Origin of the sequence: Ensifer sp. ENS11 (genome assembly GCF_014851895.1) — a bacterium.
GTDB lineage: Bacteria > Pseudomonadota > Alphaproteobacteria > Rhizobiales > Rhizobiaceae > Ensifer > Ensifer canadensis.
In genome coordinates, this window is sequence record NZ_JACVAN010000014.1 from 80,780 (window position 1) to 97,457 (window position 16,678).

The 16,678-nt window shown below is 62.0% G+C and carries 19 protein-coding genes; 8 read left to right on the forward strand and 11 right to left on the reverse strand.

Annotated elements, in window-relative coordinates; genetic code table 11:
- Nucleotides 1-12: 12 nt before the first annotated feature.
- From IB264_RS23325 to queF, 3 genes are all read left to right on the forward strand, one after another.
- A complete protein-coding gene (locus tag IB264_RS23325) occupies nt 13-1,557 on the forward strand; it encodes an MFS transporter (protein WP_025427972.1) in 1,545 nt (514 codons plus the stop codon).
- A gap of 154 nt (nt 1,558-1,711) precedes the next feature.
- The gene (locus IB264_RS23330) at nt 1,712-2,632 is read left to right on the forward strand and encodes a cation diffusion facilitator family transporter (RefSeq protein ID WP_025427971.1); all 921 of its coding nucleotides are present in this window, start codon (nt 1,712-1,714) and stop codon (nt 2,630-2,632) included.
- Nucleotides 2,629-3,093, forward strand: coding sequence for a preQ(1) synthase (gene queF, locus IB264_RS23335; RefSeq protein ID WP_025427970.1), 465 nt, complete (start codon nt 2,629-2,631; stop codon nt 3,091-3,093). Before IB264_RS23330 ends, queF begins: the two co-directional genes overlap by 4 nt.
- Nucleotides 3,094-3,131: 38 nt before the next feature.
- Here queF and IB264_RS23340 read toward each other — a convergent pair whose 3' ends face one another.
- Nucleotides 3,132-3,710 (reverse strand): HupE/UreJ family protein, encoded by a 579-nt coding sequence (locus IB264_RS23340; RefSeq protein WP_025427969.1) that lies wholly within the window; start codon nt 3,708-3,710, stop codon nt 3,132-3,134.
- A 244-nt stretch (nt 3,711-3,954) separates the two neighbouring features.
- Here IB264_RS23340 and IB264_RS23345 point away from each other — a divergent pair, with 244 nt between their 5' ends.
- A complete protein-coding gene (locus IB264_RS23345) occupies nt 3,955-4,533 on the forward strand; it encodes an ATP-dependent Clp protease proteolytic subunit (protein ID WP_025427968.1) in 579 nt (192 codons plus the stop codon).
- Between the two features lie 453 nt (nt 4,534-4,986).
- Complete coding sequence (gene leuA, locus IB264_RS23350; protein WP_025427966.1) at nt 4,987-6,696, forward strand: 2-isopropylmalate synthase; 1,710 nt, start codon at nt 4,987-4,989, stop codon at nt 6,694-6,696.
- 114 nt (nt 6,697-6,810) lie between these two features.
- Here the strand turns inward: leuA and IB264_RS23355 are convergent, their stop codons facing one another.
- The 5 genes from IB264_RS23355 to IB264_RS23375 all read right to left on the reverse strand — a co-directional run bounded on the left by IB264_RS23355 (nt 6,811) and on the right by IB264_RS23375 (nt 9,671).
- A complete protein-coding gene (locus IB264_RS23355; RefSeq protein ID WP_025427965.1) occupies nt 6,811-7,191 on the reverse strand; it encodes a DUF6481 family protein in 381 nt (126 codons plus the stop codon).
- A 37-nt stretch (nt 7,192-7,228) separates the two neighbouring features.
- The gene (locus tag IB264_RS23360; protein WP_025427964.1) at nt 7,229-7,453 is read right to left on the reverse strand and encodes a hypothetical protein; all 225 of its coding nucleotides are present in this window, start codon (nt 7,451-7,453) and stop codon (nt 7,229-7,231) included.
- Nucleotides 7,454-7,638: 185 nt separating this feature from the next.
- Nucleotides 7,639-7,848, reverse strand: a complete 210-nt coding sequence (locus IB264_RS23365) for a cold-shock protein (protein ID WP_025427963.1) — start codon at nt 7,846-7,848, stop codon at nt 7,639-7,641.
- A gap of 473 nt (nt 7,849-8,321) precedes the next feature.
- Nucleotides 8,322-9,149 carry an anti-sigma factor gene (locus IB264_RS23370; RefSeq protein WP_025427962.1) on the reverse strand — a complete coding sequence of 276 codons (828 nt, stop codon included), beginning with the start codon at nt 9,147-9,149 and terminating at the stop codon, nt 8,322-8,324.
- Nucleotides 9,150-9,152: 3 nt separating this feature from the next.
- Complete coding sequence (locus IB264_RS23375) at nt 9,153-9,671, reverse strand: RNA polymerase sigma factor (protein ID WP_025427961.1); 519 nt, start codon at nt 9,669-9,671, stop codon at nt 9,153-9,155.
- 397 nt (nt 9,672-10,068) lie between these two features.
- On the opposite strand from IB264_RS23375, the gene IB264_RS23380 reads away from it, so the two are divergent.
- The gene (locus IB264_RS23380; protein ID WP_158268960.1) at nt 10,069-10,860 is read left to right on the forward strand and encodes a DUF3313 domain-containing protein; all 792 of its coding nucleotides are present in this window, start codon (nt 10,069-10,071) and stop codon (nt 10,858-10,860) included.
- Nucleotides 10,861-10,924: 64 nt separating this feature from the next.
- Here the strand turns inward: IB264_RS23380 and IB264_RS23385 are convergent, their stop codons facing one another.
- Nucleotides 10,925-11,473: a tetratricopeptide repeat protein gene (locus IB264_RS23385; protein ID WP_038577333.1), complete on the reverse strand. Its 549-nt coding sequence runs from the start codon at nt 11,471-11,473 to the stop codon at nt 10,925-10,927.
- Nucleotides 11,474-11,637: 164 nt separating this feature from the next.
- The gene (locus tag IB264_RS23390) at nt 11,638-12,540 is read right to left on the reverse strand and encodes a metallophosphoesterase (protein ID WP_025427958.1); all 903 of its coding nucleotides are present in this window, start codon (nt 12,538-12,540) and stop codon (nt 11,638-11,640) included.
- Nucleotides 12,541-12,650: 110 nt separating this feature from the next.
- Between IB264_RS23390 and IB264_RS23395 the strand changes: the two genes are divergently transcribed.
- Entirely contained in the window at nt 12,651-13,118 is a 468-nt protein-coding gene (locus IB264_RS23395; RefSeq protein WP_025427957.1) for an NUDIX domain-containing protein, read from the forward strand.
- A gap of 107 nt (nt 13,119-13,225) precedes the next feature.
- On the opposite strand, the gene IB264_RS23400 is transcribed toward IB264_RS23395, so the two are convergent.
- Nucleotides 13,226-14,203: a glutathione S-transferase family protein gene (locus tag IB264_RS23400; RefSeq protein WP_192434229.1), complete on the reverse strand. Its 978-nt coding sequence runs from the start codon at nt 14,201-14,203 to the stop codon at nt 13,226-13,228.
- Nucleotides 14,204-14,462: 259 nt separating this feature from the next.
- On the opposite strand from IB264_RS23400, the gene IB264_RS23405 reads away from it, so the two are divergent.
- The gene (locus IB264_RS23405) at nt 14,463-15,020 is read left to right on the forward strand and encodes a GNAT family N-acetyltransferase (RefSeq protein WP_025427956.1); all 558 of its coding nucleotides are present in this window, start codon (nt 14,463-14,465) and stop codon (nt 15,018-15,020) included.
- Nucleotides 15,021-15,033: 13 nt separating this feature from the next.
- On the opposite strand, the gene IB264_RS23410 is transcribed toward IB264_RS23405, so the two are convergent.
- Both IB264_RS23410 and IB264_RS23415 read right to left on the reverse strand, forming a co-directional pair.
- Entirely contained in the window at nt 15,034-15,456 is a 423-nt protein-coding gene (locus IB264_RS23410; RefSeq protein ID WP_025427955.1) for an N-acetyltransferase, read from the reverse strand.
- Nucleotides 15,456-16,658 (reverse strand): glycoside hydrolase family 5 protein, encoded by a 1,203-nt coding sequence (locus IB264_RS23415; protein WP_025427954.1) that lies wholly within the window; start codon nt 16,656-16,658, stop codon nt 15,456-15,458. Before IB264_RS23415 ends, IB264_RS23410 begins: the two co-directional genes overlap by 1 nt.
- Between the last annotated feature and the right edge of the window lie 20 nt (nt 16,659-16,678).

Consider the following 16,678-nt stretch of genomic DNA (forward strand, 5'->3'; position numbering starts at 1 on the left):
GGACTGCAAGACATGAGAGAAAAGACCAGGAGTAGGAGCAACGCCGGACGGTTGTGCGTTCTTGTTGCTGTTTGTTGTGCGGCCGCCGCCATGCCGCTGACCTTCACCGGGCCGGCGGTGGCACTGCCCGCGATCAGCCGGACGCTGGGTGGAAGCCCGCTGGCGCTCAACTGGGTCACGAACGCCTTCATGCTGACCTTCGGCAGCACCCTGATGGCGGCGGGCGCGCTTGCCGATAGCTATGGCCGCAAGCGCATGTTCCTCGGCGGGCTTGCAGCCTTCGGCCTGTTCTCGCTCGGCCTTGCCTTCGCCAACGATATTGTCTTGTTCGACATTCTCAGGGCCTTGCAGGGTGTCGGGGCGGCGGCAGCGTTTTCGGGCGGCATGGCTTCACTGGCACAGGAGTTTGAAGAGGGGCAACGGCTGCGGGCGTTCAGCGTCGTCGGTGCGAGCTTTGGCGTCGGCCTGGCATTTGGCCCCATTGCCTCCGGCCTCGTGGTCGAGGCGCTCGGCTGGCCGGCAATCTTCCTGCTTGTCGTCGCGCTCGCGGCCTTTGCCTTTGCGCTCGGTGCCGTTTTCCTGCGGGAAACGCGCGACCCGAATGCGGGCGGCCTCGACTGGAAGGGGGCGGTGACGTTCACGCTGGCGCTGGCATTCCTGACATTTGGCATCCTGCAGCTGCCCGAGGCCGGCTGGAGCGATCCTTTCGTCCTCGCTGTGCTGGTAGCTGCGGTTGTCTTCTTCTTTGTCTTCTACCGAATCGAGCGTTCCGTGGCGCGGCCGATGCTGGATCTGTCCTTGTTCAAGTATCCGCGCTTTGTCGGCGTACAACTGCTCGCGGCGGCGCCGGCTTATGGTTTCGTCGTGCTGCTCATTCTTCTGCCGGTGCGGTTCATCGGCATCGAAGGCATGAGCGAGATTGCCGGGGGGCGGATGATGATTGCGCTCTCGGCTCCGCTGCTCCTCCTGCCGATCGCCGCCGGTCTGTTGACGCGCTGGTTTGCGCCGGCCGTCATCTGCGGGACCGGATTGCTGGTTTCAGCCGCCGGGCTTGGCTGGCTCAGCCAGTTTCCCGTGGGCTCGGCGCCGGGGCTGCTGGTCCCACCATTGCTGCTCGTCGGCATCGGCATCAGCCTGCCCTGGGGTTTGATGGATGGGCTGGCGGTCAGCGTGGTGCCGAAGGAGCGGGCGGGAATGGCGACGGGTATCTTCAGCACCACCCGTGTTGCGGGCGAAGGGATCGCCCTTGCGGTGGTGACAGCGCTTCTCTCTGTCTTCACGCAGATCAAATTGGGGTCGGCAGCCGGCGGCCACGCCGCCGATGTCGCCCAGAGGCTCGTCACCGGCAACGTGGCTGCGGCCGGCAGCATAGTGCCGTCGGTTGAGCGCCTTGCACTGCTTCAAGCCTATAGCAGCGCGTTCGGGACGCTGCTCTGGCTGTTGACGGCCATTACCACGGCAACGGCCGTGGTCGTCTTCCTGTACCTCGGCAAGGGCGCCGAAGAAGTCGAAAGCGCCGAAACCGATCTGATGCCGGGTACGATTACGGACCCTTAAAAAACGGGCAGGAGCCGAACGCACCTTTGACAAGCCGGCATCGATGGCACATATGTTTCCCATTGACCGCCTGCGCGAAATTCGCGCGGGCGGTTTTGCGTTTCAATGGGCTTGCGTTTGCAACTCGTTTGCATCTGCATGAGGAATGAAGAAGATGTCTCTATCCGATAACCGAACCGTCCTGCGGCTTGCCTTCTGGGGCATTCCGCTTTCTCTGGCTGTGCTGGGGCTGAAGCTGCTTGCCTGGTGGCTTACCGGCTCGGTGGCCCTTTTGTCGGATGGTCTTGAGTCGACAGTCAATGTGATTGCGGCGGTGATCGCCTATCTGATGATCGGCTATGCGGCGAAACCGGCGGATGCCGGCCATCCCTTCGGGCACCACAAGGCGGAGTATTTTTCCGCGGTTATCGAGGGCGTGCTGATCGTCGTTGCCGCATTGCTGATCGTCTGGGAAGCGGTGCCGGCGATGATGGCGCCGGTGATGTTGGAAGCTCCGGCGCTCGGCCTGGCGATCAACTTTGCTGCTGGTGTCGTCAACGCCATCTGGGCCTATGTGCTGATCAGCGCCGGTCGGAAGCATCGCTCGCCGGCTCTCAGCGCCGACGGCCATCATATTCTGTCTGACGTCGTGACCTCGATCGGCGTTTTGATCGGCCTTGGTCTTGCCATTGCCACGGGTTACGCGATCCTTGATCCCTTGCTGGCCGTCATCGTCGCCTGCAATATCCTGTTCCAGGGCTGGATGGTGATCTCGCGGTCGATTGACGGGTTGATGGACCGGGCGGTGCCGGCCGAGGAGGAGGAGGCGATCAAGCAGGCGATCGCCGCCAACGGCAAGGGCTCGCTTGGAGTGCACGATCTCAAGACCCGCCAGGCAGGCCCGGTGATTTTTGTGGATTTCCACATGGTCGTGCCGGAAATGATGCCGGTCGGCGAGGCGCATGATATCTGCGATCGCATCGAGGACGCGATACGCGCCGTTCAGCCCGGCGCCAAGATCGCGATCCATGTCGAGCCGGAAGGTGAAAAGGCGCACGGCGTGCGCGTAAAGGTAAGTGGAGCACCACGCAAATGAGCAAGACTGACGTATCCGGCCTGTCGCAACTGGGCGCCAAGGTCGACCTGCCGCAGAGCCCCGACGAAGCGGTGCTCGAGCGCGTGCCGAGCGGCAATCAGGGCGCGGACTTCCTGGTGCGGTTCACCGCGCCGGAATTCACCTCGCTTTGCCCGATGACCGGCCAGCCGGATTTTGCCCACATCGTCATCGACTACGTGCCGGATGAATGGCTGGTGGAATCGAAGTCGCTGAAGCTGTTCCTGCATTCCTTCCGCAATCATGGCGCCTTCCACGAGGACTGCACCATTGATATCGCCAAACGGCTGGTCAGCCTGTTGTCGCCGCGCTGGCTGCGCATCGGTGCCTACTGGTATCCGCGCGGCGGCATTCCGATCGACGTTTTCTGGCAGACCGGCAAGCCGCCGGAAGGATTGTGGCTGCCCGATCAGGGCGTGCCGACCTATCGCGGTCGCGGATAAAAATGGCGGGCATGACCCGCCATTCCCCGTTCGTTTCGTCAGCCGAAGATCAGGGCCGTGCCGGCAAGTGCCGTAAGGCCGCCGAGAATGCGCGCCAGCGTGCCGCCGCCTGAGAGGCGACCAAGCGCCACGCCAAGGCCGATGCCGGCCGCGTGAAGGGCGGCGGTGGCAAGCATGAAGCCGATGGCGAAGGGAAGGGCGCCGGCGCTGCCGAGTTCGCCGCCATGGGCATGGCCGTGAAAGAGCGCGAAGAGGCCGACGACCGCAGCCGACGCGGCCGCATCGAGGCGCACGGCCATTGCCACCAGCAGGCCCAGCGCGACAACCGAGGCGAGGATCGCGGGCTCGACAAAGGGAAAATGGATGCCGGCCGTTGCCAGCGAAAAGCCGGCCGCCATCATCGCGACGAAGGCCGACGGCACGAGCCACAGCGCCCGGCCGCCGATCTGTGCGGCCCAGAGGCCGACGGCGACCATGGCCAGGATATGGTCGAGGCCGAAGAGCGGATGCGAGAAGCCGGCGGCAAACGAGCCGTGCTCATCAGGGTTGAGGTGAGCGAAGGCCGGTGCCGCGGATGCCATCAGCACGGCCGCTGCAATCAGGATGCGTCTGTTCATATCTGTCCCCATGGATCGACAGGACCTGGGAGGGAGCCCTGTCCTTGCAGTTTTTTGACCGGCTCGATCTTATTGGGCTCTGTGTCTCTGTCCATACGGCATTTGGCGGTGGCGCCGTTTACCATAGGCGCAGTGCAATCCGCTTCGCCCTTTGTCGCCCTTTCGGTTTGTTGCATTGTCTTCGCTGTCGAGTCGCATTATCTGACTTTGACAAAGAAATTCATGAGACGCCGGAGAACAACGGATGAGCGACGAGGAAGACAAGAACACCGAACTGCCCTTGGGCAAGGAAACGGAGGCGAACCTTTTCAAGTCGCGCTCGATTTTCATTTACGGCACCATCACCCAGGAGTTGGCGCAGAAGGTTTGCTCGCAGCTCGTGGCGCTTGCGTCGGCCAGCGATGACGACATCCGCCTCTTCGTCAGCTCGCCAGGCGGCCACGTCGAATCCGGCGACAGCATTCACGACATGATGAAGTTCGTGAAGCCGAAGGTCTGGACGATTGGCACCGGCTGGGTCGCGTCCGCCGGCGCGCTGATCTATGTCGGCGTTCCCAAGGAGCGTCGTCTCTGCCTGCCGAATACCCGCTTCCTGCTTCACCAACCGTCGGGCGGCACCCGCGGCATGGCTTCGGATATCGAGATCCAGGCCCGCGAAATCATCAAGATGAACGAGCGCCTGAACAAGATCTTCTCCGAAGCGACCGGCCAGACGGTCGAAAAGATCGCCAAGGATACCGAACGTGACTATTGGCTGTCGGCTGAAGAGGCCAAGAACTATGGCCTCGTCTCGCGCATCATCACCTCGGTTTCGGATATCTGAGACCGATATACCGTCGGCAACGGCGTTGAAATTGCAAAGGGCATCGGCGGCAGCGCCGGTGCCTTTTTCGTTTGGCGGGGCTCGCGCCAGAGGGATGGTCGCACTCCTCACGTTTCCGCACGGGCATGCCTTGCTCCGGTTCGGCAAGCCGTGTATAGGCTTTGTCATGACCAAGGCCAGCGCATATCGGATCGCTACGATCTCTGCCGCACACGATGACAATCGTGCGCCGCTGCACGCCTTCGCCTCGCTTCTTCTTCTCGGCCTTACTCGCGGTTGCCGGGTTCGCTGAGGAGCGCCCGGCGGCCGAAAAAGCCACGCCGGCAGATGCTCCTCGAATCCAATAGAGTTTTAGGACAAACGCGCGCCCGCCACGGCATTTGCCATCGCAATCCGATCCCCGATCGGTTATGGCAAAGCGGCCAGAGCGCTCAGTGATGAAGAGAAGCTGCAATGATCCAGAAATCCCATTCCATCAAGAACGGCATGCCGGAAGCGGCGGTGAAGTATCAGCCTTACCCGCAGATCGCGCTCGCCGACCGGACCTGGCCGTCGAAGACCATTTCCCAGGCGCCGATCTGGTGCTCGGTCGACCTGCGTGACGGCAACCAGTCGCTCGTCGACCCGATGGGCCATGACCGCAAGGCGCGCATGTTCCAGCTGCTCCTGGACATGGGCTTCAAGGAAATCGAGATTGGCTTCCCCTCGGCCTCGCAGACGGACTTCGACTTTGCCCGCTGGTGCATCGAAGAGGGCAATGTCGCCGAAGACGTGTCGCTGCAGGTGCTGGTGCAGTGCCGGCCGGAGCTGATCACCCGGACCTTCGAGGCGCTGCAGGGCGCCCATAAGCCGATCGTGCATTTCTACAACTCGACCAGTGAGTTGCAGCGCCGGGTGGTGTTTGCCAAGGATGTTGCCGGCATCAAGCAAATTGCGACCGATGCTGCCAAGATGATCACCGACATGGCCGCCAAGGCCGGTGGCGATTTTCGCTTCGAGTATTCGCCGGAGAGCTTCACCGGCACCGAGCTGGAAGTGGCGCTGGAGATCTGCAACGCGGTCACCGCGATCGTCAAGCCGACGCCGGATAACAAGCTGATCCTCAATCTGCCGTCGACCGTCGAGATGGCGACGCCGAACATCTATGCCGACCAGATCGAGTGGATGTGCCGCAACCTCGACAATCGCGAGAGCCTGATCATTTCCCTGCACCCGCACAACGACCGCGGCACGGGCATTGCGGCGACGGAGCTCGGCCTGATGGCCGGTGCCGACCGCGTCGAAGGCACGCTGTTCGGCAATGGCGAGCGCACGGGCAATGTCGACGTGGTGACGCTGGCGCTGAACATGTTCACGCAAGGCGTGGACCCGCAGCTGGACTGCTCCGACATCGAGCGGATCAAGGAAGTCTACGAATATTCCAACCAGATGGTGATCCCCGAGCGCCATCCTTACGTCGGCGAACTGGTCTACACGGCCTTCTCCGGCTCGCACCAAGATGCGATCAACAAGGGCATGAAGGCGATCAAGACCGCCAACAAGCCATTGTGGGAAGTGCCTTACCTGCCGATCGATCCGCGTGACGTCGGCCGCTCCTACGAGGCGATCATCCGGATCAACTCGCAGTCGGGGAAGGGCGGCATCGCCTATATCCTGCAGGAAGACTACGGCATCAACCTGCCGCGCAACCTGCAGGTGGAGTTCCGCGAGGACATCCAGCACATCACCGACGAAGAAGGCAAGGAGCTACCCTCCAAACGCATCCATGAACGCTTCATCGAGCGTTATGTCGAGCAGCCCGGCGCGCGCATCAAATTCGTCGATCACAACACCTATCCGGTCGGCGAGCACAAGGGCGTGCGTGTGGTTTCGGCCGAGATCACCGACAACGGCGAGCTCAAGCGCATCGAGGGCAAGGGCACCGGTCCGATCGACGGTTTCATTAACGCGCTGTCGATCTATCTCGGCGTCGATCTCTCGGTCGCCGACTATTCCGAGCATTCGCTGCAGCACGGCTCGAACGCAGCCGCCATCGCCTATGTCGAGATGGAGCACCCTGATGGTAAGCTGTTTGGCGCCGGCATCAACACCAACATCGTTGCAGCCTCGCTGGAAGCGATCGTCTCGGCTGCCAACCGCGTGTTGGAAATGAAACGTAGCTGATCATCAAAACGCCGCGCGCCCTGAGGACGCGCGGCGTTTTCGATCGGTACTTGACGCTACCCTCAATCACGGCTCGCCATGGTGGGGGCTTCAAAGTCCATTTGCGGGCTGCGGTTAAGCCTGCCGCGCCTTGCGGTTGGCGTAGCGCCGGTCGCGCTCGGCCTTGCGGGCAGCCTCGTCCTCGATCACGCGTGAAATGCGGTTCTTGTCGGCGGCTTCGCGCGCTTCGGCCTCAGCTCTTGCAGCAGCCGTGAGTGCCGCCTCGCGCTCAGCGGCCTCGGCCTGCAAGCGCTCGCGCTCCTCATTCTTTACCCGTTCGCGTTCGATGCGCCGCTCTTCGCGGGCTGCAGCGACCGCCTGACGCTCGGCCTGGCGGGCGAGTTCGGTCGGTTCTGCGGCTTCCTTTGCCGCGCGGTAGGCTTCAAGAAGCGCTTTCTTCGCATCGGCCGCGGCGCTGCGACGGTCGGTGAGTTCACTGTTTCTGATGTTTCTCAAGTCTCTATTCCAGTTGAGGTGTCACCCTGACTGAAAGTCAGGTTTTTCTGACGCGTTTCGAAGCGGGGGCGGCAGCCGCCGCCAGGCGGTCCTGCAATTCCTTCGCCAGCCGCGCTTCGCGCAGACGCAGGGTCTTCTCTTCGCGAGCCTGGACGATGGAGTCGAGTTCTTCAACGGCGCTGTCGCGGGCAAAGAACTGCGATTGCTCTTTGGCAAAGGCGATCTCGGCCCGCTGGCGCGATTTGTTGTGTGTCTCTGTCATGGGATATCCCCGACTTTGGCGCGCGTCTACGGTGTTGCACGTCACTCCCGATGCATAATGCAGTTGCGGGATCGTGCAGTCGGCGCGCGGAAATAAAAAAGGCCAGGCATGTTGCCTGACCTTGATGGGTATCATGCTCTCGACAGTGCCAGTACATCCGTGGTCAAGGGAGAGCCGATACCGATTTAGGCTGCCTGCAGATTGCAGGCAGACATCTTGCCCGACTTGTTGTCGCGCTCCATGTCGTAGGCGATCTTCTGGCCTTCGACGATTTCGCGCATTCCAGCACGCTCGACGGCGGAGATGTGGACGAATGCGTCCGGACCGCCGTTGTCAGGCTGAATGAAGCCGAAGCCCTTGGTGGAATTAAACCATTTAACTGTGCCAGTGGTCATGATGAACCCTTTCATAGCATATTGAATGACCGCCGCGCACAAGCGCTGCGGATGAAGATAGCGATTTTTGAAAGGAAGGTTCGTCAGGGCGCAGTTGCTAAATGCGCGGTAACCAAAGTTCAGCAAGCAAATATCGATTTGTCAGAGATATAGACAAAGTATTGATATGTCAACCGTTGGTTTTTTCTTGCCGGGTTTTGCCAATTTTGCGGGTGTTGCGAAACGGCAATTCGGAGCGAAATTTTTTTCGGTGCAGCATATGTATTTTAGGCCGGGAAAGCAGGTGTAACTATTTGGTTGCCTGCAAAAATTTCCGCTTGAGCTAACATCAGCCCGGCTCGGCATAGGGCCGCTCGCGCGGATGATGCAGTCTGCCGCGCTGCGGTCGATGTCTGATTTTGACGGCAACACGATCCACCCTGGCAACAGGCGCTGCCATGGTTCCGTTGCCTGGTTCAGGCGGAGGTCGCGGCTCAGATTGTCGTGGAGACCGCTTCGGCCAGATCGTGCAGACCGATGCTGGCCGACGGGCCGACGAGCACGAAAGACGCGCCGCCGCGCTGCCAGGAAACCATGCCGAGATTGTCGCGGATGCTTTCGGAGAACTTGTCTGACTGCGGGCTGTCGCTGTCCTTGAGGAAGCAGATGGCAAACACGTCGCCATCGGCATTGCGATAGATAAGTTGCGCGACGGGTTTGCTGTTGGCGACGAGCAGACGCGCACCCTCGAAGTTCAGACCCTTGCCGGTGAGGTTGGGAATGGTGAACGGGACGCCGACGCTGGAGGCGAGCCAAGTCTCGATCTTCGGCGCTTCGGAGGCCGGGACCTCGACGAGCCGTTCCTTCTGGCGGGAATAAATGCGGTGGTAGTCGGCGATGTCGTCAAGCCAGGTGCGGGCGGAGGCGACCCTTGTCGGCTCGCCGGCGTGGTTGGCCGTGCCGATGATAAACCCGGTGAAGCCACCGACCAGCACCAGCGCCACGGAAGCAGCCATCACCCGCGGCCAGATGCGCACGCTGCGCACATTGGCGGCAGCGATCGTCACGCGTTCCGCCTTGGGATTGATGCCGGAGCCCTGCTTGATCTGACGCACCAGCGCCAGCGGCACGGGATCATGAAGGAAATCCTCGAATGCCGTGTTGCCGAAGGCGCTGCCGGCCTTCAGCTTTTCAAACAACGCCTTGGCTTCCTCGTCGCGGGCGAGGAGCGTCTCGAGTTCAGTCTTTTCTGCCTCGCCGAGTTCGCCATCGATATAGGCGCACAACCGGACTTCGAGCGCGTGACCTTTTGTTTGCTGCAACGGTCATGCCCTCCTTTCGGTGTTTTCGGAGATCATCGCGGCGAGCCTCAACCGCGCGGTCGACAGCCTGCTCATCACCGTGCCGATCGGGATACCGAGGATATCGGCAGTCTCGCGGTAGCTGTGGCCTTCGACATTGACCAGCAGGAAGGTGCTTGCCAGGCCCTCAGGCATCGAGAGGATCATCTTCTGCAATTGGTTGGCGTAGACGGCTTTCTCGGCGGAGGCCTCGATGCTCAGTTCGTCCTGGTCGGACACGTCGACCGTACCGCTGCCGGTGCGGACTTTCCGTTTGCGGATCTCGTCGATCCAGAGGTTGCGCGTCATGGCGTAGATCCAGCTTTCGAGCCGGCCTTCTCCGTTCCAGAGGTGACTGCGCGTAATCGCTCTTTCGCAAGCTTCCTGGACAAGATCATCGGCATCATGTGCATTGCGCGTCAATGTCATCGCGAAGCGGCGCAATTTGGGCAGCAAGCTGACCAAGTCGCGTCTGAAGTCCTTCGTTTCTGCCGCTGGGCGCATTGCTCTTCCAAATGAAACGTGCGGGATCGTGTCTTTATTCGCCAGGTAATTCCACGGTGAATGATATGAAACATTTGACCGTTAGTCTGCAAGGGAAGTCACGGATCGGAAAGCGAAATCTGCTCTTTCTTTCGCCGTTATCCCAAAAACCCTTGCCGATCCGCATGTCGTCTCGCAGGGCGGTCGTTACCGTAAACTGCAAGGGTGGGCCGGCATTGCGTCAAAGTTCGGCCCGAATCTGATCGGCACTCATCCGCACAACTCCAGGTCGATCACAGAGGACGCGTCAATGAACGAGCATGCATGCGGCGAGAGACGAAATGACGGTCGACCTTCCACAGGGCGACCGCGTGATGGCGGGTGGCGCCCCGCTCCGAAATTCTTGCGGGTGGCCGGCTTGACCGTATCCCTGGCGGGCCTCGCCGGTTGCCAGAGTGCGTCTCTCAGCGAAACCGGTTCGCTGTCCTCCTACAAGGATTTCGTCGCAAGCGACGGGATGGTAACCAAGACCAAGTATCGGGTGGATGCCGCTTCGACCAAGACGGTCAAGACCGTGCATCTGATCCCGACGACCTTTGCCTCCAATGCCGATGTCGGCACCCTCGGCGACCCCCAGAAGAAGCTGGTGGCGACGGCGATCGACCGCTCGCTGTGCGAGGCGCTAAGCGCGCATTTCGATGTCGTTCCGGTGTCGAAGCCGGCGGATATGGCGGTGCGTTCCGTTGTAACGAAGGTGAAAGCCACCAACGCCGTCGTTGCCGGCGTGTCGAGTGTCGCTTCGAAAGTCTCGCCTGTCCCGGTTCCGCGCCTTCCGATCGGTCTCGGCAATCTATCGGTCGAAGCCGAGGCCTTCGATGCCAGAGGCAAACAGATCGCGGGTCTGACCTGGGCGCGGGGGGCAAACATCGTCACCAGCGGTTCGCGCGCGTCGACTGCCGCCGACGCCTTCGAGCTTGCCGGAGACTTTTCCGACGATTTCAGCGCGATGCTGGCAAAGTCGAACGATCCGATGAAGTCCGACTTCGAGCTGCCGTCGATGAAGAACGTCTCGAATAGCGTGTCCTATGCGGTTACCGGCAAATCGACCGATCCCGATTGCGCGGTTTTCGGGCGTGGCTCGGGGGTCACGGGCATTGTCGGCGGCGCGCTGGGCTTGCCGCCGGAATGGACCGAGAAGAAGCGCAACTGAGGAGACGCTTCAAGGATCGATGCCGCGGCTGCCTTCCCAGGTTCGGGAAGGCAGTGGGCATGCATCAATATTGCCTGACGCCGCCCAAAGACTGCAGCAGCGAGCGATAGGCCCAGGTGTCTTCGCCGCCGCGATCGCGAATCTCGACCAGTTGCACGCGGGCATCCTCTACCTGACCCTGTTCGATCAGGGCCTGGCCCATGTAGGAGCGGGCGAGGATATAGTTCTCGTCGGCTTGGAGCGCGCGCTTGTAATACTGCATGCCGAGCTCCATGCGCCCGGCCTTGCGGTTGGCATAGCCGAGATAGTTCAGCACGCGGGCGCTCTTCTGATCCTTGACGGCGCCGAGGACCTTGATGGAGTTCTCATACTGGCCGGCATAGGCAAGCTCGCGGGCGGCCTCGAAGAGGATGTCGTCGCTAAGATCGCTCTTCTTGGCATTGACGCAGGCGTTCTTCTTGGCATCCCAGATCTTGCCGTTGGTGCATTCGCTGCTCGTCTTGGTTTTCTTCGGCGGTTCGCTGGTGTCCTCGCCGGCGGCCATGGCGGTCTGCCCTGCAAAAACGGCCGCGCTGGCGGCAAACAGGGCGCATAGAATGGTCTTGCGGTTCATCATGCCTATCTCCCAACATATGCAATGGCGCCGAGCACACCATTCACGGCACAGAGGATAGATCGCTCTGCCGGTCGTGGGAACCCGAACGGGAGTGTGACGCACGAATAGGGGCATTTATTCGCCCGGCGATGGGATTTCGGCGAAAAGTCGGGCGAGCGGGCCTAGAAGCGGGTGGTTTCGACCAATGTGGCGCCGGTCGCATCGGCGTTGAGCGCGTAGCGCTCGCGGGTGAGGAACCAGTTGCCGGCCTCGCCGGCAATCGTGAACAGATTGTAGGCAGCCTGTGGCTTGTGTCCGCCCGGACCCTGCGACGCCGAGGAGATACCGACGACCGGCACCGGGCCATTCGGGCCCTGCAGCGAGTAGACCGTATTGAGGTGGGTGTGGCCGTGGATCACCAGCTCGGCGCCGCCCGACGAGATCGTTGCCGCAAACCGGCGGATGCCGAGCATGCGCTTGTGCAGCGAGGCGGCGCCGTGGATCGGCGGATGGTGGATCATCACCACGCGGAAAAGACCGGCGTCAGCGGCCTGGCGAAGCAGGTTGACGGTGGCGCGCGCCTGCCGCTGGCCGAAATAGCCGCTGGCGGCAAAGGGCGGCGTCGCGACCGCAGTCGAGCAACCGATCAGCGCCACCGGGCCGCGCACCCGCAGATAGGGGAAGCAGCGATGGCCCTCATGCCACTCGGCCGGTGCGCCATCCGCCCGCATAAAGGGATACCAGGCGCGCGTCGTCTTCTCGTAGGCGCCGGGCACATAGGCATCGTGATTGCCCGGGACGATCGAGATGTTGGCCGGGTCGCCAGCGTCCTCGAGCCAATCGGTCACCGTTGCGATCTCCCGCGACGAGGCGAGGTTCACCAGGTCTCCGGTGATCGCCATATGGTCGGGATCGCGCTTCTCGATATCGGCCATCAGGCAGTCGAGCGTGCCCGTGAACAGGTGCCGGCTGCGGTTCCGGTGCCAGTTGACGAAGCCGGTGATGCGCTTGGAGGCAAGTTCCCTCAAGGAGAGATCGGGCAGGGGGCCGAGATGGATATCGGAGATATGGGCAAGTTTGAACATCGTCCCCGTCTAGCGCATATTCCGGTTGAGGGGAATCATGTCGCCGGATTAATCCGGTCTGACAGTCAATGCGGAAGGATAGGCATCTGAAGCAGGAGCGGCCACCGGAGATGCGACGCTGGTATCTCCGCGTCCTGATGCGCCTGGTGCACGGCTATTACGCGTTGTCGCGCGGCATGACGATCGGCGTGCGTGCCGCTTGCTTCGACGTTGAAGGGCGCGTCTTCCTGGTGCGGCATTCCTACCTGCCCGGCTGGCATTTGCCGGGTGGCGGGCTCGACCGCGACGAGACCGCGCTCGAAGGGTTGCTGCGGGAGTTGCACGAGGAGGGCAATCTGGAAACGACCGCCCCGCCGACACTGGTACAGGTCTATTACAACAGGCGCACGAGTCGCCGCGATCACGTGGTCTTCTACCGTTGCGACGGCGTGCGCCAGACCTTGCCGAAGGTGCCGGATCTGGAGATCGCCGCGAGCGGTTTCTTCGCGCTTGATGCGCTGCCTGACGATACGACGCCGGCAACGCGCCGCCGGCTTGGCGAGCTTGCGGGCAGCACGGCTTTCGACAGCTACTGGTAGGGCCGGCCGCGCGCCGCCGCACGCGTGAACGCGCGGCGGCGGCTTAAGGCTCTTTTTTTGCGCATGTCATGATCGCAAAACCGCTACACACTTTTGCGCGACATGCGTTAGGCAGCCTGCCGCCCATGCGGCGCATCCAGATCGATGATCGGGCCGACGGGTACGACGCCGGTCGGATTGATCATCGTGTGGCTGCGGTAATAGTGTTCCTTGATGTGGTTCATGTTGACCGTCTCGGCCACGCCAGGCACCTGGTAAAGGTCACGCAGATAACCCTGCAGGTTCCTGTAATCGGCGATCCGGCGGATGTTGCACTTGAAGTGCCCGACATAAACGGGATCGAAGCGCACCAGTGTCGTGAACAGCCGCCAGTCGGCCTCGGTGAGCCTGCTGCCGGTCAGGTAGCGCCGGGTGGCAAGCCGCTCCTCCAGTTCGTCGAGCATGTCGAACAATGGGGTGACGCCTTCCTCGTAAGCTTCCTGGCTCGTGGCGAAACCGGCCTTGTAGACGCCGTTGTTGACCGCGCCATAGATGCGGGTGTTCAGCTCGTCGATTTCGCCTCGCAGTTCCTCCGGGTAGAAATCGTCGTTCGAGCCTGTCAGTTCGTTGAAGGCGGAGTTGAACATGCGGATGATTTCGGCGGATTCGTTCGAGACGATCGTGTTTTTCTGCTTGTCCAACAGGACGGGCACGGTCACCCGGCCGGAATAGGTTGGGTCGGCGCGGGCGTAGACCTGCCAGAGGGCGTGGAAGCCGTAGAGGTGGTCGACAGTGCCGCCATCCTTGCCCTTGAACTCCCAGCCCTTCGTCAGCATCAGCGGATCGACGATCGAGACCGAAATCAGGTCTTCGAGCTTCTTCAGCTTGCGGAAGATCAGCGTGCGGTGCGCCCAGGGGCAGGCAAGCGAGACGTAGAGATGATAGCGCCCGGCCTCGGCCTTGAAGCCGCCCTCGCCGGATGGGCCTGCCGACCCGTCGGCGGTGATCCAGTTGCGAAACTGCGATTCGCTGCGCTTGAAATGGCCTTTCGTCGCCGCCGTGTCATACCAGACGTCCTGCCAGATGCCGTCTACAAGCCTGCCCATGGGCGATCTCCTTTGTCGTTTCGTCGTTCATAGATAGCGTCTTTGCCGGTCTTCGATAGGTATCGATTTCTGAACAGTGCGTTTTGGGCTTTGACATCGGGCAATTTTCTGGTATCGGCGATTTCAGAAAATTTCTCTGTGTCCGGAACGAACCGTACTCATGACCTTCTCGGGAAACCTGCGACGACGCTGATGCTGCCAACGCCCTCTTCGGGTGACGCCATCCCCATGTCCGTTCGTATGCCTGGTTCCTGATCCCATGAAAAAGCACGACCTCGTCTACCTGACCGAAGACGCGTCCCATGACGCAGCCATCGAAATCATCAACGAAGAAGCCTTTGGCCCCGGCCGGTTTGCCCGGGCGGCTGCGCGCATTCGCGAGCAGGGGCCGCACGATCGGTCGCTGTCCTTCATCTGCGCCGACAATGGCGGGACGATCGCCTCGGTCAGGATGACGCCTGTGATGGCCGGTTCGATCAAGGGCCACCTGCTTGGACCGCTTGCTGTCAGGCCGTCGCACAAGAACATGGGCATCGGCCGGGAACTCGTGCGCATCGCCGTGGAGGCGGCACGGCGGAAGGGGTCGCAGGCCGTCATCCTCGTCGGCGATCCGCCCTATTATCAGCCGCTCGGCTTTGAAAAGGTCCGTTACGCCGCACTGGAATTTCCGGGCCCGGTCGATCCGGCACGGGTGCTGGTGGTGCCGATGGCTGAAGGCGTTCACGCCGGCCTTGCCGGCGTCATCGGCTGGCGGGACGACGCGGCCGCCCATGACGCGGCCGAGTTGGCCGATATCGAACTGGCGCTTGCCGTTTGATGGCCTTCGGGCCTTACTGCGAAACCAGCAGCTTTTTCAGGAAGACGCGGCTGCGGCCCGGTGGAAAGTCGGGCAACTCGCCGAAGGTCTCATAGCCCTGGCGCTTGTAGGCGCGCAGCGCCTGCGGGTTGAACGTGTCGATCCAGGCGCCGTGGCAGCCGCGACGAATGGCCTCTTCCTCGGCCGCCGTCAGCAGCTTGCCCGCAAGGCCCTGTCCGCGCAGGTCTTCCGGTAGCCACAGCCATTGCACGAACAACCAGCCCCAGGCGGTGTAGCCGCTGAGGCCGCCGCGTTTGCCCGCCGCATCGGGTCCACCGACGAGCACTGCCAGCGGCCGCCGCTCGGATGGGCCGACATCGGCGGCGTTGAACGCCGTCAGCCCGTTGCCGATCGCCTCGAGTGCTTCGGCCGGCGGTGCGTCGGTGATCTCGAACATCACTGCTCCTCCTTTGCCAGCCGTTTGGCTATCGGTTCGAATTCCGGTGTCGCCGTGCGCTTGACCGGATCCGGCGTGCCGGCGTCGATCGCGTCCCAGTATTTCCAGTGGACCTTCTTCGATCCCAGTTCGTAGTCCATGCCGTCCCAGCTGTCTTCGCGGAAGCTGTAGAAGGCCCAGTGCAGGCTGTTCTTGTCGAGCGTCGTCAGCACGTCTTCGAGGTAAGCCTTGCAGCCGGTCCAGCGGCGCATGCAGCCGAACTCGCCGGCAACGACGCGATTGAGCGGTATGCCCTTGTCTTTCGCCCATTGCACCGGTTGGTCGAGATAGGATGCGACCCGCGCCTTGTCCCAGTCCTCATCGCCTTCGCCGAAGGGCACCTTGCCGGGATAGGTATAGGGCTTCTCGCGCTTCATGTTGGGTGCGCTCGTCGCGGCGTAGGGCTCATACATGTGGAAGCTGTAGACCACCTTCTGGTCGCTGAGGCCCGACGGCCAATAGGTGAAGCCGTCGGCTGCCGCGTACCATCCGGCGTCGGCCATGATCGGGGTGGCCGGATCGACCTCGCGGATTGCGGCGATGACCGTTTCGTAGAAGGCCACGAGGTCGGATGCGCTGCCTTTCTTGCCGGCATACCAGTCGAGCATCGCCTTCCTGTCGGCATGCTCGGCAAGGCCGTTTTGCTTTTCAGGCGCCGGTTCGTTGATGATGTTGTAGGCGGCAACGCCAGGATGATCCCTAAGTTCGCGCGCGAGATCGCGCCAGAAGCTTGCGGCCTCAGCCCACCAGGCCTTGTCTTGCCAGATGCGCCCATCGAACTTGTTGCCGTTGTTCTGCGACCAGCGCATGCCGGGCAGCGACAGGGGAGTGATGACGACCTTCAACCCGGCCTTGTCGGCCCGGTCGAGCGTTTCCTTCAGCATCTTAAGGTCGGCCGCAGGAATGCCCTCGTATTTGTCGGCATCGCCGATCAGATAATCGCGCTTGGCCGGCTTCCACTTGTCGTAGGAGAGCCGGACCCAAGTGGCGCCGTAACCGGACAGCGCCTTGAAATAGGCCTCGTCCGGCGGCAGCCGGTTGAAGCTGTTGCCGCCGTGCTGCGGCTTGTCCCAGAAGCCGATGAGATCGGCCGCATGAGCGGGCCCGGTGACGACAGAACCGGCTACGGTGAGAGCGAGGAGGGAGGAGACGATCAAACGCATGTACAGGGCTCCTAAAAACT

Excerpts from the sequence above, each read along its gene's own strand:
- IB264_RS23325 (WP_025427972.1), top strand. The coding sequence starts at position 13 with ATGAGAGAAAAGACCAGGAGTAGGAGCAACGCCGGACGGTTGTGCGTT.
- IB264_RS23330 (WP_025427971.1), top strand. The coding sequence starts at position 1,712 with ATGTCTCTATCCGATAACCGAACCGTCCTGCGGCTTGCCTTCTGGGGC.
- queF (WP_025427970.1), top strand. The coding sequence starts at position 2,629 with ATGAGCAAGACTGACGTATCCGGCCTGTCGCAACTGGGCGCCAAGGTC.
- IB264_RS23340 (WP_025427969.1), bottom strand. The coding sequence starts at position 3,710 with ATGAACAGACGCATCCTGATTGCAGCGGCCGTGCTGATGGCATCCGCG.
- IB264_RS23345 (WP_025427968.1), top strand. The coding sequence starts at position 3,955 with ATGAGCGACGAGGAAGACAAGAACACCGAACTGCCCTTGGGCAAGGAA.
- leuA (WP_025427966.1), top strand. The coding sequence starts at position 4,987 with ATGATCCAGAAATCCCATTCCATCAAGAACGGCATGCCGGAAGCGGCG.
- IB264_RS23360 (WP_025427964.1), bottom strand. The coding sequence starts at position 7,453 with ATGACAGAGACACACAACAAATCGCGCCAGCGGGCCGAGATCGCCTTT.
- IB264_RS23365 (WP_025427963.1), bottom strand. The coding sequence starts at position 7,848 with ATGACCACTGGCACAGTTAAATGGTTTAATTCCACCAAGGGCTTCGGC.
- IB264_RS23375 (WP_025427961.1), bottom strand. The coding sequence starts at position 9,671 with ATGCGCCCAGCGGCAGAAACGAAGGACTTCAGACGCGACTTGGTCAGC.
- IB264_RS23385 (WP_038577333.1), bottom strand. The coding sequence starts at position 11,473 with ATGAACCGCAAGACCATTCTATGCGCCCTGTTTGCCGCCAGCGCGGCC.
- IB264_RS23390 (WP_025427958.1), bottom strand. The coding sequence starts at position 12,540 with ATGTTCAAACTTGCCCATATCTCCGATATCCATCTCGGCCCCCTGCCC.
- IB264_RS23395 (WP_025427957.1), top strand. The coding sequence starts at position 12,651 with ATGCGACGCTGGTATCTCCGCGTCCTGATGCGCCTGGTGCACGGCTAT.
- IB264_RS23400 (WP_192434229.1), bottom strand. The coding sequence starts at position 14,203 with ATGGGCAGGCTTGTAGACGGCATCTGGCAGGACGTCTGGTATGACACG.
- IB264_RS23405 (WP_025427956.1), top strand. The coding sequence starts at position 14,463 with ATGAAAAAGCACGACCTCGTCTACCTGACCGAAGACGCGTCCCATGAC.
- IB264_RS23410 (WP_025427955.1), bottom strand. The coding sequence starts at position 15,456 with ATGTTCGAGATCACCGACGCACCGCCGGCCGAAGCACTCGAGGCGATC.
- IB264_RS23415 (WP_025427954.1), bottom strand. The coding sequence starts at position 16,658 with ATGCGTTTGATCGTCTCCTCCCTCCTCGCTCTCACCGTAGCCGGTTCT.